Source organism: Rhodovulum sp. BSW8 (assembly GCF_003314725.1).
GTDB lineage: Bacteria > Pseudomonadota > Alphaproteobacteria > Rhodobacterales > Rhodobacteraceae > Rhodovulum > Rhodovulum visakhapatnamense.
Window position 1 is genome coordinate 124545 of sequence record NZ_QNVX01000053.1, and the last position, 15887, is coordinate 140431.

At 68.8% G+C, this 15887-nt stretch carries 14 protein-coding genes; 6 read left to right on the top strand and 8 right to left on the bottom strand.

All coding sequences use genetic code 11. The features are described 5' to 3' along the window. Positions 1-1125 (bottom strand): Do family serine endopeptidase (locus DSD19_RS19255; RefSeq protein WP_113670783.1); only part of this gene is annotated, 1125 nt, incomplete at its 3' end. A 230-nt stretch (positions 1126-1355) separates the two neighbouring features. On the opposite strand from DSD19_RS19255, the gene DSD19_RS19260 reads away from it, so the two are divergent. Both DSD19_RS19260 and DSD19_RS19265 read left to right on the top strand, forming a co-directional pair. Next, positions 1356-2027 carry a response regulator transcription factor gene (locus tag DSD19_RS19260; protein WP_113670784.1) on the top strand — a complete coding sequence of 224 codons (672 nt, stop codon included), beginning with the start codon at positions 1356-1358 and terminating at the stop codon, positions 2025-2027. Position 2028: 1 nt separating this feature from the next. Further along, positions 2029-3414, top strand: coding sequence for a HAMP domain-containing sensor histidine kinase (locus tag DSD19_RS19265; RefSeq protein ID WP_113670785.1), 1386 nt, complete (start codon positions 2029-2031; stop codon positions 3412-3414). Here the strand turns inward: DSD19_RS19265 and DSD19_RS19270 are convergent. From DSD19_RS19270 to DSD19_RS19295, 6 genes are all read right to left on the bottom strand, one after another. Next, positions 3386-4693, bottom strand: coding sequence for a short-chain fatty acid transporter (locus DSD19_RS19270; protein WP_075786809.1), 1308 nt, complete (start codon positions 4691-4693; stop codon positions 3386-3388). The genes DSD19_RS19265 and DSD19_RS19270 overlap by 29 nt on opposite strands. A 104-nt stretch (positions 4694-4797) precedes the next feature. Continuing rightward, positions 4798-5511, bottom strand: coding sequence for a tellurite resistance TerB family protein (locus DSD19_RS19275; RefSeq protein WP_113670786.1), 714 nt, complete (start codon positions 5509-5511; stop codon positions 4798-4800). Between the two features lie 124 nt (positions 5512-5635). Further along, positions 5636-6592 (bottom strand): siderophore-interacting protein, encoded by a 957-nt coding sequence (locus DSD19_RS19280; RefSeq protein WP_113670787.1) that lies wholly within the window; start codon positions 6590-6592, stop codon positions 5636-5638. A 189-nt stretch (positions 6593-6781) separates the two neighbouring features. Then, positions 6782-8152 (bottom strand): glutamate--cysteine ligase, encoded by a 1371-nt coding sequence (locus DSD19_RS19285; RefSeq protein ID WP_113670788.1) that lies wholly within the window; start codon positions 8150-8152, stop codon positions 6782-6784. A 61-nt stretch (positions 8153-8213) separates the two neighbouring features. Further along, positions 8214-8735 (bottom strand): hypothetical protein, encoded by a 522-nt coding sequence (locus tag DSD19_RS19290; protein WP_113670789.1) that lies wholly within the window; start codon positions 8733-8735, stop codon positions 8214-8216. After that, on the bottom strand, positions 8732-9466 hold the full coding sequence (locus tag DSD19_RS19295; RefSeq protein WP_113670808.1) for a 16S rRNA (uracil(1498)-N(3))-methyltransferase: 735 nt from the start codon (positions 9464-9466) through the stop codon (positions 8732-8734). The genes DSD19_RS19290 and DSD19_RS19295 overlap by 4 nt, the downstream gene beginning before the upstream one ends. Before the next feature lie 13 nt (positions 9467-9479). Between DSD19_RS19295 and ubiA the strand changes: the two genes are divergently transcribed. The 3 genes from ubiA to DSD19_RS19310 all read left to right on the top strand — a co-directional run bounded on the left by ubiA (position 9480) and on the right by DSD19_RS19310 (position 12900). Further along, positions 9480-10469, top strand: a complete 990-nt coding sequence (ubiA, locus tag DSD19_RS19300) for a 4-hydroxybenzoate octaprenyltransferase (RefSeq protein ID WP_113670790.1) — start codon at positions 9480-9482, stop codon at positions 10467-10469. A 66-nt stretch (positions 10470-10535) separates the two neighbouring features. Then, the gene (locus DSD19_RS19305; protein WP_113670791.1) at positions 10536-12587 is read left to right on the top strand and encodes an OmpA family protein; all 2052 of its coding nucleotides are present in this window, start codon (positions 10536-10538) and stop codon (positions 12585-12587) included. Next, a complete protein-coding gene (locus DSD19_RS19310) occupies positions 12574-12900 on the top strand; it encodes a hypothetical protein (RefSeq protein WP_075786816.1) in 327 nt (108 codons plus the stop codon). The genes DSD19_RS19305 and DSD19_RS19310 overlap by 14 nt, the downstream gene beginning before the upstream one ends. Before the next feature lie 351 nt (positions 12901-13251). Here the strand turns inward: DSD19_RS19310 and DSD19_RS19315 are convergent, their stop codons facing one another. Next, positions 13252-14013, bottom strand: a complete 762-nt coding sequence (locus tag DSD19_RS19315; RefSeq protein ID WP_113670792.1) for a sulfite exporter TauE/SafE family protein — start codon at positions 14011-14013, stop codon at positions 13252-13254. A gap of 160 nt (positions 14014-14173) precedes the next feature. Between DSD19_RS19315 and DSD19_RS19320 the strand changes: the two genes are divergently transcribed. Further along, the gene (locus DSD19_RS19320; RefSeq protein WP_113670793.1) at positions 14174-15856 is read left to right on the top strand and encodes an acyl-CoA dehydrogenase family protein; all 1683 of its coding nucleotides are present in this window, start codon (positions 14174-14176) and stop codon (positions 15854-15856) included. Positions 15857-15887 lie beyond the last annotated feature (31 nt).

A 15887-nucleotide genomic window follows, 5' to 3' on the forward strand; every position in this document is an offset into this window, starting at 1 on the left:
GCGGTTGCCGAGGGTGACGGAGACATCCATCGACTTGCCCGCGCGCAACACGTTCAGCGACACATCGGTACCGGGCGCGTCGGTCGCGATGAAGCGCGTCAGATCGCGCGGCCCGGTGACCTCCTGGCCGTCTACCGCCAGCACGATGTCGCCTTTTCTCAACCCCGCCTTCGCGGCCGGGCTGTCGGCGGTGACATCGACGATCATGGTACCGTGCGGGCTGTCGAAGCCCAGCGCCGCAGCGACCTCTTCGCTGACCCCGCCGATCTGCACGCCAAGGAAGCCGCGATCGACCTGACCGCCTTTCTCAAGGTCGGCCACGACCGATTTCGCCATGTCCGAGGGCACGGCAAAGCCGATGCCGACCGACCCGCCGGTGGGCGACAGGATCGCGGTATTGATGCCGACGACCTCGCCCTCCTCATTGAACAGCGGCCCACCCGAATTGCCCTTGTTGATGGCCGCATCGGTCTGGATGAAGTTGTCGAAGGGCCCCGAATTGATGTCGCGGCCCAGCGCCGAGACGATGCCGCTGGTGACGGTCTGCCCCAGGCCGAACGGGTTGCCCATCGCGACCACCGGCTGACCGACCTTCAGCGCGTCGGACGACCCGAAATCGACATGGGGCAGGTTCTGGCCGTCGATCGAGACCAGCGCGATGTCCGAGGCCGTGTCGGCGCCCAGCACCTTGCCGTCGAAGCTGCGCCCATCGGCCAGGGTCACGGTCACGCTGTCGGCGCCGTCGACCACATGGGCGTTGGTCACCACCTTGCCATCCTGCGAGACGATGAAGCCGGTGCCGACGCCCTTCAGACGCGGCGCCTCGCCCTGCGGGCCCTGCGGATAGCCGGGCATCGGCAGACCGAAGCGGCGGGCGAATTCCTCCATCGGAAAGCCGTCGGGGAACTGGAAGGTCTGCAGCTGGGCCTGCGGCGCGGCCTTCTCGACCTCGATGGTCACGACGGCGGGCGCGACCCGCGCCACCAGATCGACATACCCGCCTTCGGGCGCCGTCGCGGCATTGGCCGCCGGCACCGCATGGTCGAGCCCGATCCCCGCCGTCGCCCCGAGGAGCGCGGCGAGCGCCACGGCCGAAACGGCATTGCGCTTGGCTTTGTTCGACATGTCCTTGGTCTCCTGAACTGGGGCATCCTTCCGGCCGTGACGCCGGTTGCGGACCCAAGATGGCGCCCCCGGATTGCGGTCACATCCCCCCGCCGATTACATTCCTGCAATCGCTCTCACGTGCCGGTGACAGGGCCGAAACCCGGGCGCAGAGGCGGTTGAACGCCCCCCGCGCGGCGCCATAGTGAGGGCCAGTCGCGTCAAGGATCGGGGTCCGGAGGCCGTTCGCCATGAAATTGCTCGTCGTCGAGGACGATCCCACCACCGCCCAGTTCATCGCCCGCGGGCTGGGCGAGGAGGGCCATTCGGTCGATTGTCTCGACAATGGCCGCGACGCGCTGACCCGGGCGCTGGCCACCGCCTATGACGTGATGGTGGTCGACCGGATGCTGCCCGAACTGGACGGGCTGTCGCTGGTGCGCGCGCTGCGCGCCGCCCATGTCACCACTCCCGCGATCTTCCTGACCTCGATGAGCGGGGTCGACGACCGCATCGACGGGCTGAGGGCGGGCGGAGATGACTATCTGGTCAAGCCCTTCGCCTTCGGAGAACTCTCGGCCCGGATCGAGGCCCTGGGGCGCCGCCCGCCGATGCAGGAGACCGAAACCGTGCTGAAGGCGGCCGATCTGGAGATGGATCTGGTCCGCCGCACCGTCAGCCGCGCGGGCCGCCGGATCGACCTATTGCCCCGCGAATTCGCGCTGCTCGAGCATCTGCTGCGCCACAAGGGCCGGGTGCAGACCCGCACCATGCTGCTGGAATCGGTCTGGGACATCAATTTCGACCCCCAGACCAATGTGGTCGAAACCCATATCAGCCGGCTCCGCGCCAAGGTCGACAAGCCCTTCGACAAGGAACTGATCGCGACCGTGCGCGGCGCGGGCTACCGGATCGGCGACTGAGATGGGCGCCCGCGCGGCCTCGCTTACGCACCTGCTGCGCTCGACCCCCGTCCGGCAGGCGCTGGCGCTGGTGGCGGTGGTGGCGCTTGCGAACCTTCTGTCGCTGGGCGGGGCCTATCTGACGCTCCGCGCCGATCTGGCCCGGTCGATCCGCGCGGATCTCGACGCCGAACTGGCCAGCTTCGACCTCAGTGCCACGCCCGCGGCGCTGTCGGCCATCGTGCGGGCGCGGGCGCGGGCGGCCGATCCGGCCAAGACGATCACGGTCTTTCTGGCGGCCGACGGGCGGCAGGTGGGCAATGCCCGCGCCACGCTTGAGGGCAGCGACATCCATCTGGGCCCGGGCGACCAGCCGCTGGGGGCTGCGGGTTACCTGCACGAGGCCCGGCCGCTGGCGGGCGGGCTTCTGATCGTGGCCGAAAGCCTCGCCCCCATCGCCGAGCTGCGCCGCACCTTCCTGTCGCTTCTGGCCTTCAGCCTCGGCCCGACAGTGTTGATTTCGCTGGGCGTCGGCGTGCTGATCGCCCGGCGCACCGCGCGTCGCGTGGATGGCATCGAAGCGACGCTGAACCGGCTCTCGGCGGGCGATCTCAGCGCCCGGCTGCCGCCCGACCAGGCCCCGGCCGACGACCTGTCGCGGATCGGTGCCGGGGTGAACCGGCTCGCCGCCCGGCAGCAGGCCGCAACCGAGGCGCTGCGCCAGGTCACCGCCGACATCGCCCATGACCTGCGCACACCGCTCCAGCGGATTTCGGTGCTGCTTCAGGACCTGCGCGCGCGGCTGCCCGACGAGGGCGATCCGGCCGAGCTGGCCGACCGCGCCAGCGCCGAGGTCGACCGCGCGGTGTCGGTCTTCCGCGCCATGCTGGAGATCGCCCAGATCGAGGGCGGTCAGGCCTCGGCCCGGTTCCAGCCCTTCGATCTGGGCCTCACCGTGCGGCAGGTGGTCGAGCTTTACCAGCCCTCGGTCGAGGATGCCGGCCACCGGCTTAGCCTGTCCAGCCCCGAAACCGGGCCCACCATCCGGGGCGAGCCGAGCCTCATCGCCCAGGCGCTGGCCAATCTGGTCGAGAATGCGCTGCGCCACACCCCCGAGGGCCGCCGGATCGACATCGCCGTCAGCGCCGATCCTCCGGCCCTGAGCGTGGCCGATGACGGCCCCGGCGTGCCCGATGGCGAACGCGACAAGGTCTTGCGCCGGCTCTACCGGCTGGAACGCAGCCGCACGACGCCGGGCCACGGGCTGGGCCTGTCGCTGGTCGCGGCCATTGCCGGGCTGCATGGCGCGCGCCTGACGCTTGAGGACAACGGCCCCGGCCTGCGGGTGCGGCTTGCCTTTCCGCAGGCCGAGGGCAACGTCACAGGAAGCTCAGACCCAACGCGATGATGACCCCGCTCACGACCAGCTGAACGACGCAGAAGCCCATGATGTCCTTGGCATTCAGCCCCGCGATGGCCAGGATCGGCAGGGCCCAGAACGGCTGCACCATGTTGGTCCAGGCATCGCCCCAGGCCACCGCCATCGCGACCCGCGCCTGATCGACGCCCAGCGCCTCGGCCGCAGGCAGCATCACTGGCGCCTGCACCACCCATTGTCCGCCGCCCGAGGGCACGAAGAAGTTGACGACGCCCGCGCTGATGAAGCTCCAGAACGGCAGGCTCTCGGCGCTGGCAAACGAGGTCAGCCCGTCCGAGATCGAGACCGCCAGCCCGGACCCGGCCATGATCGCCATGATGCCGGAATAGAACGGGAACTGGATGACGATGCCCGCGCCGCTCTTGACCCCTTCGGCCAGCGCATCCAGCAGCCGCCGGGGCGTACCGTGCAGGATGATCGCGACGAAGAGGAACAGGAAGTTGATGTAGTTCAGCGTCAGCCCGCCGCCATCCAGCAGGTCGATCACCAGCCAGGCCAGCCCCGCGCCACCGATGATCCAGGACAGGATCGGCGAATTCTCGATCCGGTCCGAGGGCCGGTGGGTCGGCCCGCCGCCGAATTCGGGCTCTTCCAGCTTCGCCGGATCGACGATCATCTCATGTCCGGGTTTGGGCAGCATCAGCCAGTTGACCAGCGGGACGGCAATGAACAGCGCCGCGACGATGATCAGGTTGAAGGCCGCGAAGATGGTCTCGGACGTGCCGATAATCCCGATCTGGTCCTCGAAGGTATGGCCGGGCGTCGCGATCGCCAGCGGGATCGAGCCCGCAAGCCCCCCGTGCCAGACCAGAAAACCCGAATAGGCCGAGGCGACCAGCAGCCGGTAATCGACCGCGACGCGGCGGGCGACGGCCTTGGCCAGCAGCGCGCCCACCACCAGCCCGAAGCCCCAGTTGATCCAGCTGGCCAGCAGCGAGACCAGCGTCACCAGCAGGATCGCGCGGGCCGGGGCGCGGGCAGTATCGGCCAGACGGTTCAGAAGCCCGCGCACCGCCGGTGTCGAGGCCATCATGTAGCCCGTCACCAGCACCAGCAGCATCTGCATCGAAAAGGACAGCAACGTCCAGAAGCCGTCGCCCCACATCTCGATCACCGCGACCGGCGAGCGGCCCTCGAACAGCACCGCGGCCGCCATCACGACGATGGTCAGGATGATCACGAAAACATAGGGGTCCGGCAGGTAGCGCTCGAACACGCGCACCAGAGGTCTTGCCACAACCGAAAGCATATCCACTCCTCCCCGAAGGCTTTCGCCAGAGCCTAGCCCGCGGAGAGGACAGTTAAACCTCTGATCTTGCGCCCTGCCCCAACGTCAGGATGCAAGAGCGGCGCTCACGCCCCAACCTGACGGCGCGCCGCCTCGGCCTCGAGGTCGAGATGCCCGCGCAGGCCCTCGGGCAAGGCCAGATGGCGGGCCAGATCGTCGAGATAGCGCCGCTCGTCGGGCGTGTCGGGATCGACGGCCAGGGCAGAGGCCAGATACAGCTCGGCCCGCTGGGCATCGGTCCGTGCCGGGCGCGCGGCTTCGGCCGGATCGGCGGGCGCGGCAAAACTGTCGAACAGTGTGGCCTTTTCCTCGGCTCCGAGGCCCAGCGCCTCGATCCGGTCGCGGATGCGGCCATGTTCCGCACCGTCGATATGGCCGTCGGATTTCGCCGCGAGGATCATCGCGCGCAGCACCGCCAGGCGGAAATCCTGCCCGGCGCTGTCGCGCTCCTGAGCCATGTCGAAGCCGCTATCGGCGGGCGGCGGCGGCAGATGCAGCGGCTCGGCCTCGGTCCCCGAAGGGCGGTTCTGCTGCCAGTCGCGCCAGGCCTTGTAGGCCAGCCCGCCGACCGCGGCCATGCCGCCATAGCTCAGCGCCTTGCCGCCCAGCTTGCGGGCCTTCTTGCTGCCCAGCAGCAGCGCGACCAGCCCGCCCGCGGCGGCGCCCCCCGCAAGACCGCCCGGCAGCGCCGAACCGCCCTGCCCCCGGGTCTGCTCCGGTTTCTGACCTCGGGCCTGGCCCGAGCCCAGCGCCTCTTGCAACAGCCGTTCGATGTTCATTGCGCCTCTCCCCATCGCGTGATCGGAGCAGAGCTATGAACCGGCCCGCCGCCCTTCAAGGCAACGGGCCCCACGCGATCTGAACTTCCCGCGAGCGCTCCGTCAGCCGAGCACCGCCCCGGCCTCAGCGCCAATAGGCCACGGCAGAGAACCGGTCGCGCGGCAGGCCGCGTTCCGTCAGATGACGGCGGGCCTCGCGCGCGATCCGCTCGCCCGCCGCGACCCAGACGAAACCGGCCTCTCCCGGATCGGTTCCGGCCAGCGCGGCCAGAAGGTCGTCGACCCGCTTCACCCTCGGGTCGGCGTTCAGCGCGCTCAGATCCTCGGGGCTTGCCGTGACCCAGGCCCGCACCTCGTTCTCAGAGAGCCGCAGGATCCGCAGGATCGCGGGCAGCGCGGTCTCGTCACCGAACAGCAAGACCGGATCGCCCTCGGGCACCCAGCCGCCGCCCGGCCCCATGATCCCGACCGGCGCGCCCGGAGCGGCGTCGCGTACCCAGGTGCAGGTCGGACTGTCCGGATGGTCGAAGATGTCCATGTCGATCCAGTCCGTCCCCAGATCGGCAACGGTATAGACGGCCCGGTGCAGCGCATCGGCCCCGTCGGGCCAGTCGACCCGCGCCGTCTTGCCGATCTGCGGCCAGATCGGATCCCGGTCCAGCGGCGGAAGCAGCAGCCGGAAATGCAGACCTGCCGAGGCGAAGCGGCCCGCATCGGCCAGCCCGACCCGCAACCTCAGAAAGCCCGGCGCGCTCTGCCCGCAGGAAATCACCTCGCCGATGGACAGGCCCGGAGCCAGGGCGCCCGCCGCCACATCGTCCCAGCCGATCTCGATGCCACCTCCGGCCAGCACTTCGGTCAAGTTGTCCTGCGCCGCGCGCAGATGGACATCGTCGGGGGCGGCGATCTCGATGCCAAGGCCGGTCCCGGTCGGCTGCAGGACGAGCCGGGCGCCCGGAAGATCCATGATCACGCCCTCTGCGGTTTCGGAAACCGCCAGGTTCCATTCCGAAGCGCAGGCACGAAGCGCCGCCATGGCGTCTCCGGCGCGTTCGGCCACACGCCCGCGCGTGCGGTGCATCTCTTCGATCCTCAATGCGGTCCCCTTCGCTCGCACCTCATTTCCGAGTGTTTTTATCAACTACCCGAAATCGAAATGCAAAGCCTTCTTGCCGCCCGGCCGCGGGCAGGCCGACACAGAGGCTCTGCCCCCCGGGGAGGGGGACAGGACAGATCGGGAGGTGGGTCGCGGCCGCGATCCGGCGCGCTGTCAGTAGCTGAAATCCGCGTAGATCCGGCTCAGATCGCCGTTCCAGTCGCCATGGTAATGCTCGAGCAGTTCGTCGGCCGGGGTCTTGCCGGTCTCGACGCTGTCCTCCAGCGCATGCAGGAAATGACGCTCGTCCTGCACCATGCCGCCCAGTCCGGGCCGGGCGCGGGCCTTGAGCCCGCCGCGGGCGATATCGACCACCTGCCGGGCAAGGCCCAGCATCTTGACGCCATTCACCTCGGCATCGAGCCCGTCGGTCGCGGCGGCAACCCGCCAGGCGTCGCGGGTCTCGGCATCCCAGTCCTTGACCAGATCCCAGGCGGCATCGAGCGCACCCTGATCGTAGGTCAGCCCGACCCAGAGCGCGGGCAGCGCGCAAAGCCTGCGCCAGGGCCCGCCATCGGCACCGCGCATCTCGATGAATTTCTTCATCCGCGCCTCGGGGAAAATCGTGGTCAGGTGATCGGCCCAGTCCGACAGCGTCGGCACCTCGCCCGGCAGCGCGGGCAGACGGCCTGCCATGAAATCGCGGAAGGACTGGCCCAGCGCGTCGATATAGCGGCCGTCGCGATAGACGAAATACATCGGCACATCGAGCGCGTAATCGACATAGCGCTCGAAGCCGAACCCGTCCTCGAAGGCGAAGGGCAGCATGCCGGTGCGCGCGGCATCGAGATCGCGCCAGACCCGGCTGCGCCAGGATTTCATGCCATTGGGCTTGCCGTCGAGGAAGGGCGAATTGGCGAACAGCGCGGTCGCGACGGGTTGCAGCGCCAGCGCCACCCGCAGCTTCTGCACCATGTCGGCCTCGGAGCCGAAATCGAGATTCACCTGGACCGTGCAGGTCCGGTACATCATCGTCTTGCCCATGGTCCCGACCCGGTCCATGTAATCGGTCATCAGCCGGTAACGCCCCTTGGGCATCATCGGCATGTCCTCATGGCTCCAGATCGGGGCGGCGCCGAGGCCGATGAAGCCGACGCCGATCTCGTCGGCGACGCCTTTCACCTCGCGCAGATGCTCGGTGACCTCGTCGCAGGTCTGGTGGATGGTCTCGAGCGGCGCGCCCGACAGTTCCAGCTGGCCGCCCGGCTCGAGGCTGACATTGGCCCCGTCCTTCTGCAGCCCGATGAGGTTCTCGCCCTCCATCACCGGCGCCCAGCCATGGCGGTCGCGCAGCCCTTCCAGCACCGCCTTGACCGAGCGCGGGCCGTCATAGGGAATGGGCTTCAGCGCATCCTTGCAATAGCCGAACTTCTCGTGCTCGGTGCCGATCCGCCAGTCGGCCTTGGGCTTGCAGCCTGCGGCCAGATACTCGGTCAGTTGCGCATGGGATTCGATCGGGCCGCCGCCTGACTGGGGAATGGACATGGGCCAGCGGCCTCCAGATTGTTCGCTCGTGTTCCGGCCAAGACCTGCGTCGCGGGCGGGCTCAAGTCAAGGCCGGACGGACGATCCTCGACCAGACCGTCACCGGGCCGTCGGCGGGGCTGCGGTCGAGCGCCGAGAGGATCGCGCGGGGATTGGCGCAGGGCAGCGCCATGAACACGTCGAACAGCGCGTCGGCGCCGCTGGCCGAGGCGGGAATCGTGACCTCCGGAAACCGTGTCTGGCTCAGCCGCCAGCCGCGCGCGCCGGTCTCGTCGAAGACCATCTCGATGCGGGTGATCTCGCTCAGCGCGACAAAGCCGCCACCCCGGGGCGCCAGATAGGTGATCTGGCCCTCGTCGACCTGGACGATCCCAGGGCCATTGCCGGGAATGCGGAACCGGTTGCGGCGGATCGCGACGAAACCAAGCCCCGCCCCCAGCGCCACCGTCAACACGCCCAGCGCCTGGAACAGATACCCGCCCAGCCCGAAGATCCAGAGCCCGGCCAAGGCAACGCAGCCCGCCGCGATGACCTCGCGCCGCTGCCGGAGAGCCGCGACCGCCTCGGGCCGCAGAAAGCTCACCCCCAATCCCCCAGCGCCTGCTGCCAGACCGTCAGCGCGGCGACCGCCGCCGTATCGGCGCGCAATACCCGGGGGCCGAGGCTGACCGGATGGGCAAAGGGCAGCGCGCGAAGCCGGGCGCGCTCGGTCTCGGAAAACCCGCCCTCGGGCCCGATCAGGATCGCCCAGGGGCCCTTCGGCGCCTCCCCCAGCGCCTGACCGGCGCCGACCAGCGCCTCGTCGCAGAACATCAGATGGCGGCCCTCGGGCCAGGCATCGAGCAGATTGGACAGCTTTTGCAGATCGGCCACCTCGGGGACATAAGTGCCGCCGCATTGCTCGGCCGCCTCGACGGCATGAGCCTGCAGCCGGTCGCGGCGGATACGTTCGGAATTGGTGAAATCGGTCTGCACCGGGCAGATCCGGGCCGCCCCCAGCTCGGCCGCCTTCTCGACGATGAAATCCGTTCGCGTTTTCTTGATCGGCGCGAAGCACAGCCACAGATCGGGCGGAAGCTGCAGCGGACGGGTGTTTTCGCGGCAGATCAGCACCCCTGCGCGCTTCTTCGCCTCGACCACCTCGGCCAGCCATTCCCCTGATTTGCCGTCGAAAACCAGCACCGGGTCGCCCGGAACCAGCCGCATCACGGCGAACAGGTAATGCGCCTGATCGCCCGTCAGAGGAACGGTTTGCCCTTCCCCCAAGGGCTGCTCTACATAGAGCCGGATTCTTGCTGACCGAAGATCGTTCATGGGGGCCATTGTTATGTCCGACACCGCCGAAACGCCAGAGGGCCACAACGCCCGGGACAGAGCCGTGGACGGCCAGGTCGCCGATGCCGTCAAGGGCAACTGGGTCGATCGGCTCGCCCCCGTCTGGACCCGCCCCTATCTTCGGCTGTCGCGCGCCGACCGCCCGGTCGGCACCTGGCTTCTGTACCTGCCCTGCCTCTGGGGCGTGACGCTGGCCGCGGCCTCGACCGGGTTCCGCTGGATCGATCTGTGGATCGTGCTGGGCTGCGGCATCGGCGCCTTCCTGATGCGCGGCGCGGGCTGCACCTGGAACGACATCACCGACCGCAACATCGACGGCGAGGTCGCGCGGACCCGCTCGCGCCCGATCCCGTCGGGGCAGGTCACGGTCGCGCAGGCGGTCTTCTGGATGGTGATCCAGTCGCTGGCGGCCTTCTTCATCCTCATCACCTTCAACTGGGCAACCATCGCGATGGGCGTGGGCTCGCTGGCGCTCGTGGCGATCTACCCGTTCGCCAAGCGGTTCACCTGGTGGCCGCAGGTCTTTCTGGGGCTCGCCTTCAACTGGGGCGCGATGCTGGCCTGGGTCGCCCATACCGGCAGCCTGAGCCTCGCCCCGGTCCTGCTGTATCTGGCGGGCATCGCCTGGACGATCTTCTACGACACCATCTATGCCCATCAGGACAAGGAGGACGACGCCCTGATCGGCGTCAAGTCGACCGCGCGGCTCTTTGCCGAAAACACGCCCGTCCGACTGCAGCAGTTCCTGCTCGGAGCGACCGCGCTGATGGTGCTGGCGGTGCTGCTGGCGCTCCTGCACCCGGCCGGCGGCACGGCGGCCTTCATGGGGCTGATCGGCACCGCGGGTTTCGCGCTGCACATGTCCTGGCAGCTTCGGCGCCTCGATACCGAGAACACCGACCGCTGCCTGTCGCTGTTCCGCAGCAACCGCGATGCCGGGCTGATCCCGGTGCTGTGCTTCGGTCTCGCGATCCTCGCCTGACCGAAGCGCTGTCCCGCCCCCAAGCGATGAAAGGCCTTCGATGACCCCCAAAGCCCGGACCGGCCGATGCGCCACCTCCTGTCGAAGCTGATTGCCCCCGCCGTCTTTGCGCTGGCCGCAGCCGTTTGCCTCGGCGCGGCGCTGCTTGCGGTCAACTGGATCGAATCCCATACCCGCCAGGCGGTGCGGGCGGCGCTGACCGACCGCGGCATCCCCTGGGCCAATGTGCGGGCCGACGGCATGCTGATGCACCTGTCCGGCACCGCCCCGGACGAGGCCGCCCGGTTCCATGCGCTTGCCGCCGCGGGCAGCGTGGTCGACAGCACCAACCTGATCGACGATATCGAGGTGGCCGCGCCGACACCGCTGGACGGGCCGCGCTTTTCGGTCGAGCTTCTGCGCAACGACACCGGCATTTCCGTGATCGGCCTGATCCCGCGCAAGTCGCGCACCGCGGACCTGGCCGCCGAGCTGGCCCGGATCGCCGGGCGGCTGCCGGTCACCGACATGATGGACAGCGCCGACGATGCCGCCCCCCGGGGCTGGAACGCCGCGCTTGACTTCGGTCTGATCGCGCTCGACCGGCTGAAACGCTCGAAGATCTCGATCACCGCGAGCCGGGTCGCCGTCACCGCGATTTCGGACAGCCCCCAGGACAAGGCGCGGCTTGAGCGCGAGCTGCGCGCCGCTGCGCCGAAGGGGCTCGATCTGGCTCTGGACATCTCGGCGCCACGCCCGACCATCGCCCCCTTCACCCTGCGCTTCCTGATGGACGAGGCGGGCGCGCGCTTCGATGCCTGCGCCGCCGATACCGAAGGCGCGGCCGCGCTGATCCTCGCCGCCGCGCGCGAAGCGGGTGCGCCCGACGACGTCACCTGCACGCTGGGGCTTGGCGCCCCCTCGGCCGACTGGGGCACGGCCGCGGCCAGTGGCATCGCGGCGCTGGCCGAGCTGGGCGGCGGAAGCCTGACCTTTTCGGATACGGACGTGACGCTGGTCGCCGCTGCCGGGACCGAGACCGCCCTGTTCGACCGGGCCAGCGCCGCGCTCAAGGCCGACCTGCCCGAGTCCTTCACCCTGCACACCGTTCTGCCCGCCCAGGTCAAGACCGACGGCGCCGCCCCCGGCCCGGCCGAGTTCGTGGCGACGCTGAGCCCCGAGGGCCTGGTGCAGATGCGCGGCCGGGTGACCGATCAGATGGTGCGCGACGCGACCGAAAGCTATGCCCGGTCGCGCTTTGGCGGCGAGCATGTGCATTCGGCGCTGCGGCTCGATCCCGCGCTGCCCGAAGGCTGGCCGATGCGGGTTCTGGCCGGGCTCGAGGCGCTGTCCCAGCTCCGGAACGGCTCGGCCGTGGTGCAGCCCGATTTCGTGCAGATCAACGGTCTGACCGAGGACGAAACCGCGCGCGCCCGGGTCGCGCAGATCCTGTCGGACCGGCTGGGCGATGCGCAGAACTTCGGGCTGCAGATCACATATCGCAAGCCCCCCGAAACGCCCGGCGCGGCGCTTGCCGATCCGGCCGCCTGTGTGGAACAGATCGGTGCCGTTCTGGCCGAGAACAAGATCACCTTCGATCCGGGCTCGGCCACCATCGACGGCGCGTCCCTGCGCGTGGTCGACGAGATCGCCGATATCCTGCGCGGCTGCCCCCGCGCCAGGATGGAGATCGCGGGCTATACCGACAGCCAGGGCCGGGACGAGATGAACCTGCGGCTCAGCCAGGCCCGCGCCAATGCGGTGGTCGACGCGCTGATGGCCCGCCGCATTCTGGTCGGCAACCTGACCGCCAAGGGCTATGGCGAGGACAATCCGGTCGCCGGGAACGACACAGAGGAGGGCCGCGAGGCCAACCGGCGGATCGAGTTCCACCTGATCGAAGACGCCGACCCCGACGCGCCCCAAGCCGAAGACACCGAAGCGCAAGCCACCGATACCGGCGACGAGACGACGTCCGAGGCCGAAGGTGAAGCCGAGGGAGAGGACGAAACCGGGACCGAACCCCAGGACGATATCGGGGCCGAAACCGGGCCCGAGACCGGGGTAGACGACACCGCCCGGGACGCAGAGGACCCGGCCGATGCCGGTGAAGAGGACCAGATCGATGGACAGGACTGAATTCATTCTGGTCACCAGCGTCATGCTGTTCGTGGCCTTCGCGCTTGGCTGGGTCGCCTGCTGGCTGGTGCAGCGGCTTGGCCGCACCACCACCGCCGACATGGGCGAACTGGACCGCATGGCCCATGCGCTGCACGAGGCCGAGGAGGCCCGCGATCAGGCGGTGGGCTATCTGAACCAGCGCGAGGCCGAGCTGACCAACCAGCTCAACCAGACCGAGGCCGAGCTGAACGCGGCGATGGACGGGCTGCAACATGCCCGCCAGGAGGCCGAGGAGCTGCGCGCCTATATCGAACGGATCAACGCCCGCTAGGTCCTGTCTGCATTCCCCTTGGGCCGGTCGGGGGCCGAGACGGGACGCACGATGCCCCTCCGCCCGGCGAAGGGTTTTCGGGGCGCAGGGCGATCCGCCGAAGCCGTCTGATCGTCCGGAAGAAATTCTCGACCTTGTGCCGCTCGGCAGGGAGGCAGGGATCGCGCGCAGGCCTGATGACGCGTGACGGATTGGTCAGCGCGCGGGCCTCGGCGCCCGGACCTTTCCGATCAGGTTGCGCCTGTCTGGGGGCGTCTTCTCAGGATCGCCTCCGGTCTCGAGCTTGGGTCAAACCTGAAAGGGTCTGGGACTCTGCGGAATGCAGCCCCAGCCAAGGCTCGGGCTGCGACCTCAGCCCATCAGCCCCTTCCGGATCAGGTTCAGCCCCGCCACCGCCAGCACGACAAGCGTGGCACGGCGAAACCGGCCGGGGTCGAGCCGGTCCTGCAGCCTGACCCCCGCCCACATGCCCAGCGCCGCGGGCAGCACCAGCGCCGCCGAGAACGGCAGGCTATGCCCGTTCAGCACGCCCGAGCCCAGATGCGCCAGCAGCAGCATCACCGCCCCGATCAGGAAGACGACGCCCTGCACCCGGACCATCTCGGTCTTTTCGGTGTTGAAGGACAGCAGATAGGCGATCACCGGCGGCCCCCAGACCCCCGAGATGCCGCCGAAGAACCCGCCCGTCAGCCCCATCGCGATCTCGGCCCGGGCGCGGTGGCGGGCGGGCAGGATCAGTTGCCGCCCAGCCAGTTGCGACACCGTGAAGGCGGCGATGGGCAGCCCGATCAGCAGATACATGACCCGGTCGGGCAGGATCGCGACCAGCGGCGCGCTGAGGGCGATCGCCAGCACCACGCAACCGATCAGCAGCCGGTAGCGCCGGACCGAGCCCCAGGCTGCCGCAGCCCCTTGCCGGAAGGCCTGCGCGATGTTGGTCAAAAGCGTTGACAACACCAGTCCGGCCAGCGCCAGATCGGCGGGCAGAAAGCTCGACAGGCCCGAGATCATGATCATCGGCATGGCAAAGCCCACCGCACCCTTGACGAAGCCCGCCAGAAGCGCCACCGCCAGCGCGGCGGCGAAAAGGTCCGTGTCGATACCCAGGATCATGCGCGCCTCCCCGCTCTGGCTATAGCCCGGACCGGCTCATGCCGCAGCCGCAAAATGGACGGGTCATTATCCTTCAAAACATGCAATACAATTGAATTTTTGTTGCGCTGCATCTGCGAAAGCCCTATGTCACGGCAAGCCCGAAGGAAGGAGACGATTCATGCCCCATGACGGTCAGGACAGGCCCGCCGAACAGGCGCTTCTCGCCGATCTTCTGACGTTGACCGAGGCCGCGCTCGGCCCGGTCGAGGCGGTGACCGAGGCCGCGCGCACCGCGCTTGCCGCCCGCGTGACCGAAGAGGGCCGCGTCTCGGGCCGCCTGGTCGAGGCCGAACAGCACGCCGCCCACGGGCTGGCCTGGCTCGCGACCTATGCCCAGGCGCTGCGCCAGATGCAGGCCTGGGCCGGACGGCTGACCGAACAGGGCAAGTTCGGCGAAATCGAACAGCTGATCCTGCAGATCGCCTTCGGTGAATACCTGGCCCAGATCGCAGGCGGCATCCCGATGAGCCAGGGCGAGATCGTCCGCCTGCCCGAACTGGGCGTTTCGTCCGAGGCCCATCACGCCTTCTATTCCGATGCGGTGACCGCGCTGATCCGGGGCGGCAACACGCCCGCCGCCCGTGCCCGTCTGGTCGCGCTGATGCGCGAGCAGGTCGCCAATGTCACGCTGGGCGCGACCGGGCTCGACGACGAGCTTGAAATGATCCGCGAACAGTTCCGCCGCTTTGCCCTCGACCGGGTCGAGCCCAATGCCCATGACTGGCACCTGAAGGATCAGCTGATCCCGATGGAGATCATCGAGGAGATGGCCGAGCTTGGCGTCTTTGGCCTGACCATCCCCGAGGAATTCGGCGGCTTCGGCCTCTCGAAGGCCTCCATGTGCGTCGTCTCCGAAGAACTGTCGCGCGGCTATATCGGCGTGGGCTCGCTTGGTACCCGGTCGGAAATCGCGGCCGAGCTGATCCTGTGCGGTGGCACCGACGACCAGAAGGCGCATTGGCTGCCCAGGATCGCCTCGGGCGAGATCCTGCCCACGGCAGTCTTCACCGAACCCAATACCGGGTCCGACCTGGGCGCGCTCCGGACCCGCGCGGTCAAGGCGGGCGACAGCTACGAGGTGACCGGCAACAAGACCTGGATCACCCATGCCGCGCGCGCGCATGTGATGACTCTGCTGGCGCGGACCGACCCCGAGACGACCGATTACAAGGGCCTCTCGATGTTCCTGGCGGAAAAGACCCCCGGGACCGAGGACACCCCCTTCCCCACCCCCGGCATGACCGGCGGCGAGATCGAGGTGCTGGGCTATCGCGGCATGAAGGAATACGAACTTGGCTTCGACAAGTTCGCGGTGCCTGCCGAAAACCTTCTGGGCGGGGTCGAGGGCCAGGGCTTCAAGCAGCTGATGCAGACCTTCGAATCGGCCCGGATCCAGACCGCGGCGCGCGCCATCGGCGTGGCGCAGTCGGCGCTTGATGTCTCGATGCGCTATGCCGAGGACCGCAAGCAGTTCGGCAAGCCGCTGATCGCCTTCCCCCGCGTCGCCGACAAGCTGGCGATGATGGCGGTCGAGATCATGGTGGCGCGCCAGCTGACCTATTTCGCGGCCTGGGAAAAGGACCATGACCGGCGCTGCGACCTCGAGGCCGGCATGGCCAAGCTTCTGGGCGCCCGCGTCGCCTGGGCGGCCGCCGATAACGGGCTGCAGATCCATGGCGGCAACGGCTTCGCGCTGGAATACACGATCAGCCGCATCCTGTGCGACGCACGCATCCTGAACATCTTCGAGGGTGCCGCCGAGATCCAGGCGCAAGTCATCGCGCGCCGGGTGCTGGGCTGACCCGAACCCGTCGTCTCTCCGGGCGCTCCGG

Bases quoted from the DNA above. Each gene is read 5' to 3' on its own strand.
- DSD19_RS19260 (WP_113670784.1), top strand. From the start codon at position 1,356: ATGAAATTGCTCGTCGTCGAGGACGATCCCACCACCGCCCAGTTCATC.
- DSD19_RS19265 (WP_113670785.1), top strand. From the start codon at position 2,029: ATGGGCGCCCGCGCGGCCTCGCTTACGCACCTGCTGCGCTCGACCCCC.
- DSD19_RS19270 (WP_075786809.1), bottom strand. From the start codon at position 4,693: ATGCTTTCGGTTGTGGCAAGACCTCTGGTGCGCGTGTTCGAGCGCTAC.
- DSD19_RS19275 (WP_113670786.1), bottom strand. From the start codon at position 5,511: ATGAACATCGAACGGCTGTTGCAAGAGGCGCTGGGCTCGGGCCAGGCC.
- DSD19_RS19280 (WP_113670787.1), bottom strand. From the start codon at position 6,592: ATGCACCGCACGCGCGGGCGTGTGGCCGAACGCGCCGGAGACGCCATG.
- DSD19_RS19285 (WP_113670788.1), bottom strand. From the start codon at position 8,152: ATGTCCATTCCCCAGTCAGGCGGCGGCCCGATCGAATCCCATGCGCAA.
- DSD19_RS19295 (WP_113670808.1), bottom strand. From the start codon at position 9,466: ATGAACGATCTTCGGTCAGCAAGAATCCGGCTCTATGTAGAGCAGCCC.
- ubiA (WP_113670790.1), top strand. From the start codon at position 9,480: ATGTCCGACACCGCCGAAACGCCAGAGGGCCACAACGCCCGGGACAGA.
- DSD19_RS19305 (WP_113670791.1), top strand. From the start codon at position 10,536: ATGCGCCACCTCCTGTCGAAGCTGATTGCCCCCGCCGTCTTTGCGCTG.
- DSD19_RS19310 (WP_075786816.1), top strand. From the start codon at position 12,574: ATGGACAGGACTGAATTCATTCTGGTCACCAGCGTCATGCTGTTCGTG.
- DSD19_RS19315 (WP_113670792.1), bottom strand. From the start codon at position 14,013: ATGATCCTGGGTATCGACACGGACCTTTTCGCCGCCGCGCTGGCGGTG.
- DSD19_RS19320 (WP_113670793.1), top strand. From the start codon at position 14,174: ATGCCCCATGACGGTCAGGACAGGCCCGCCGAACAGGCGCTTCTCGCC.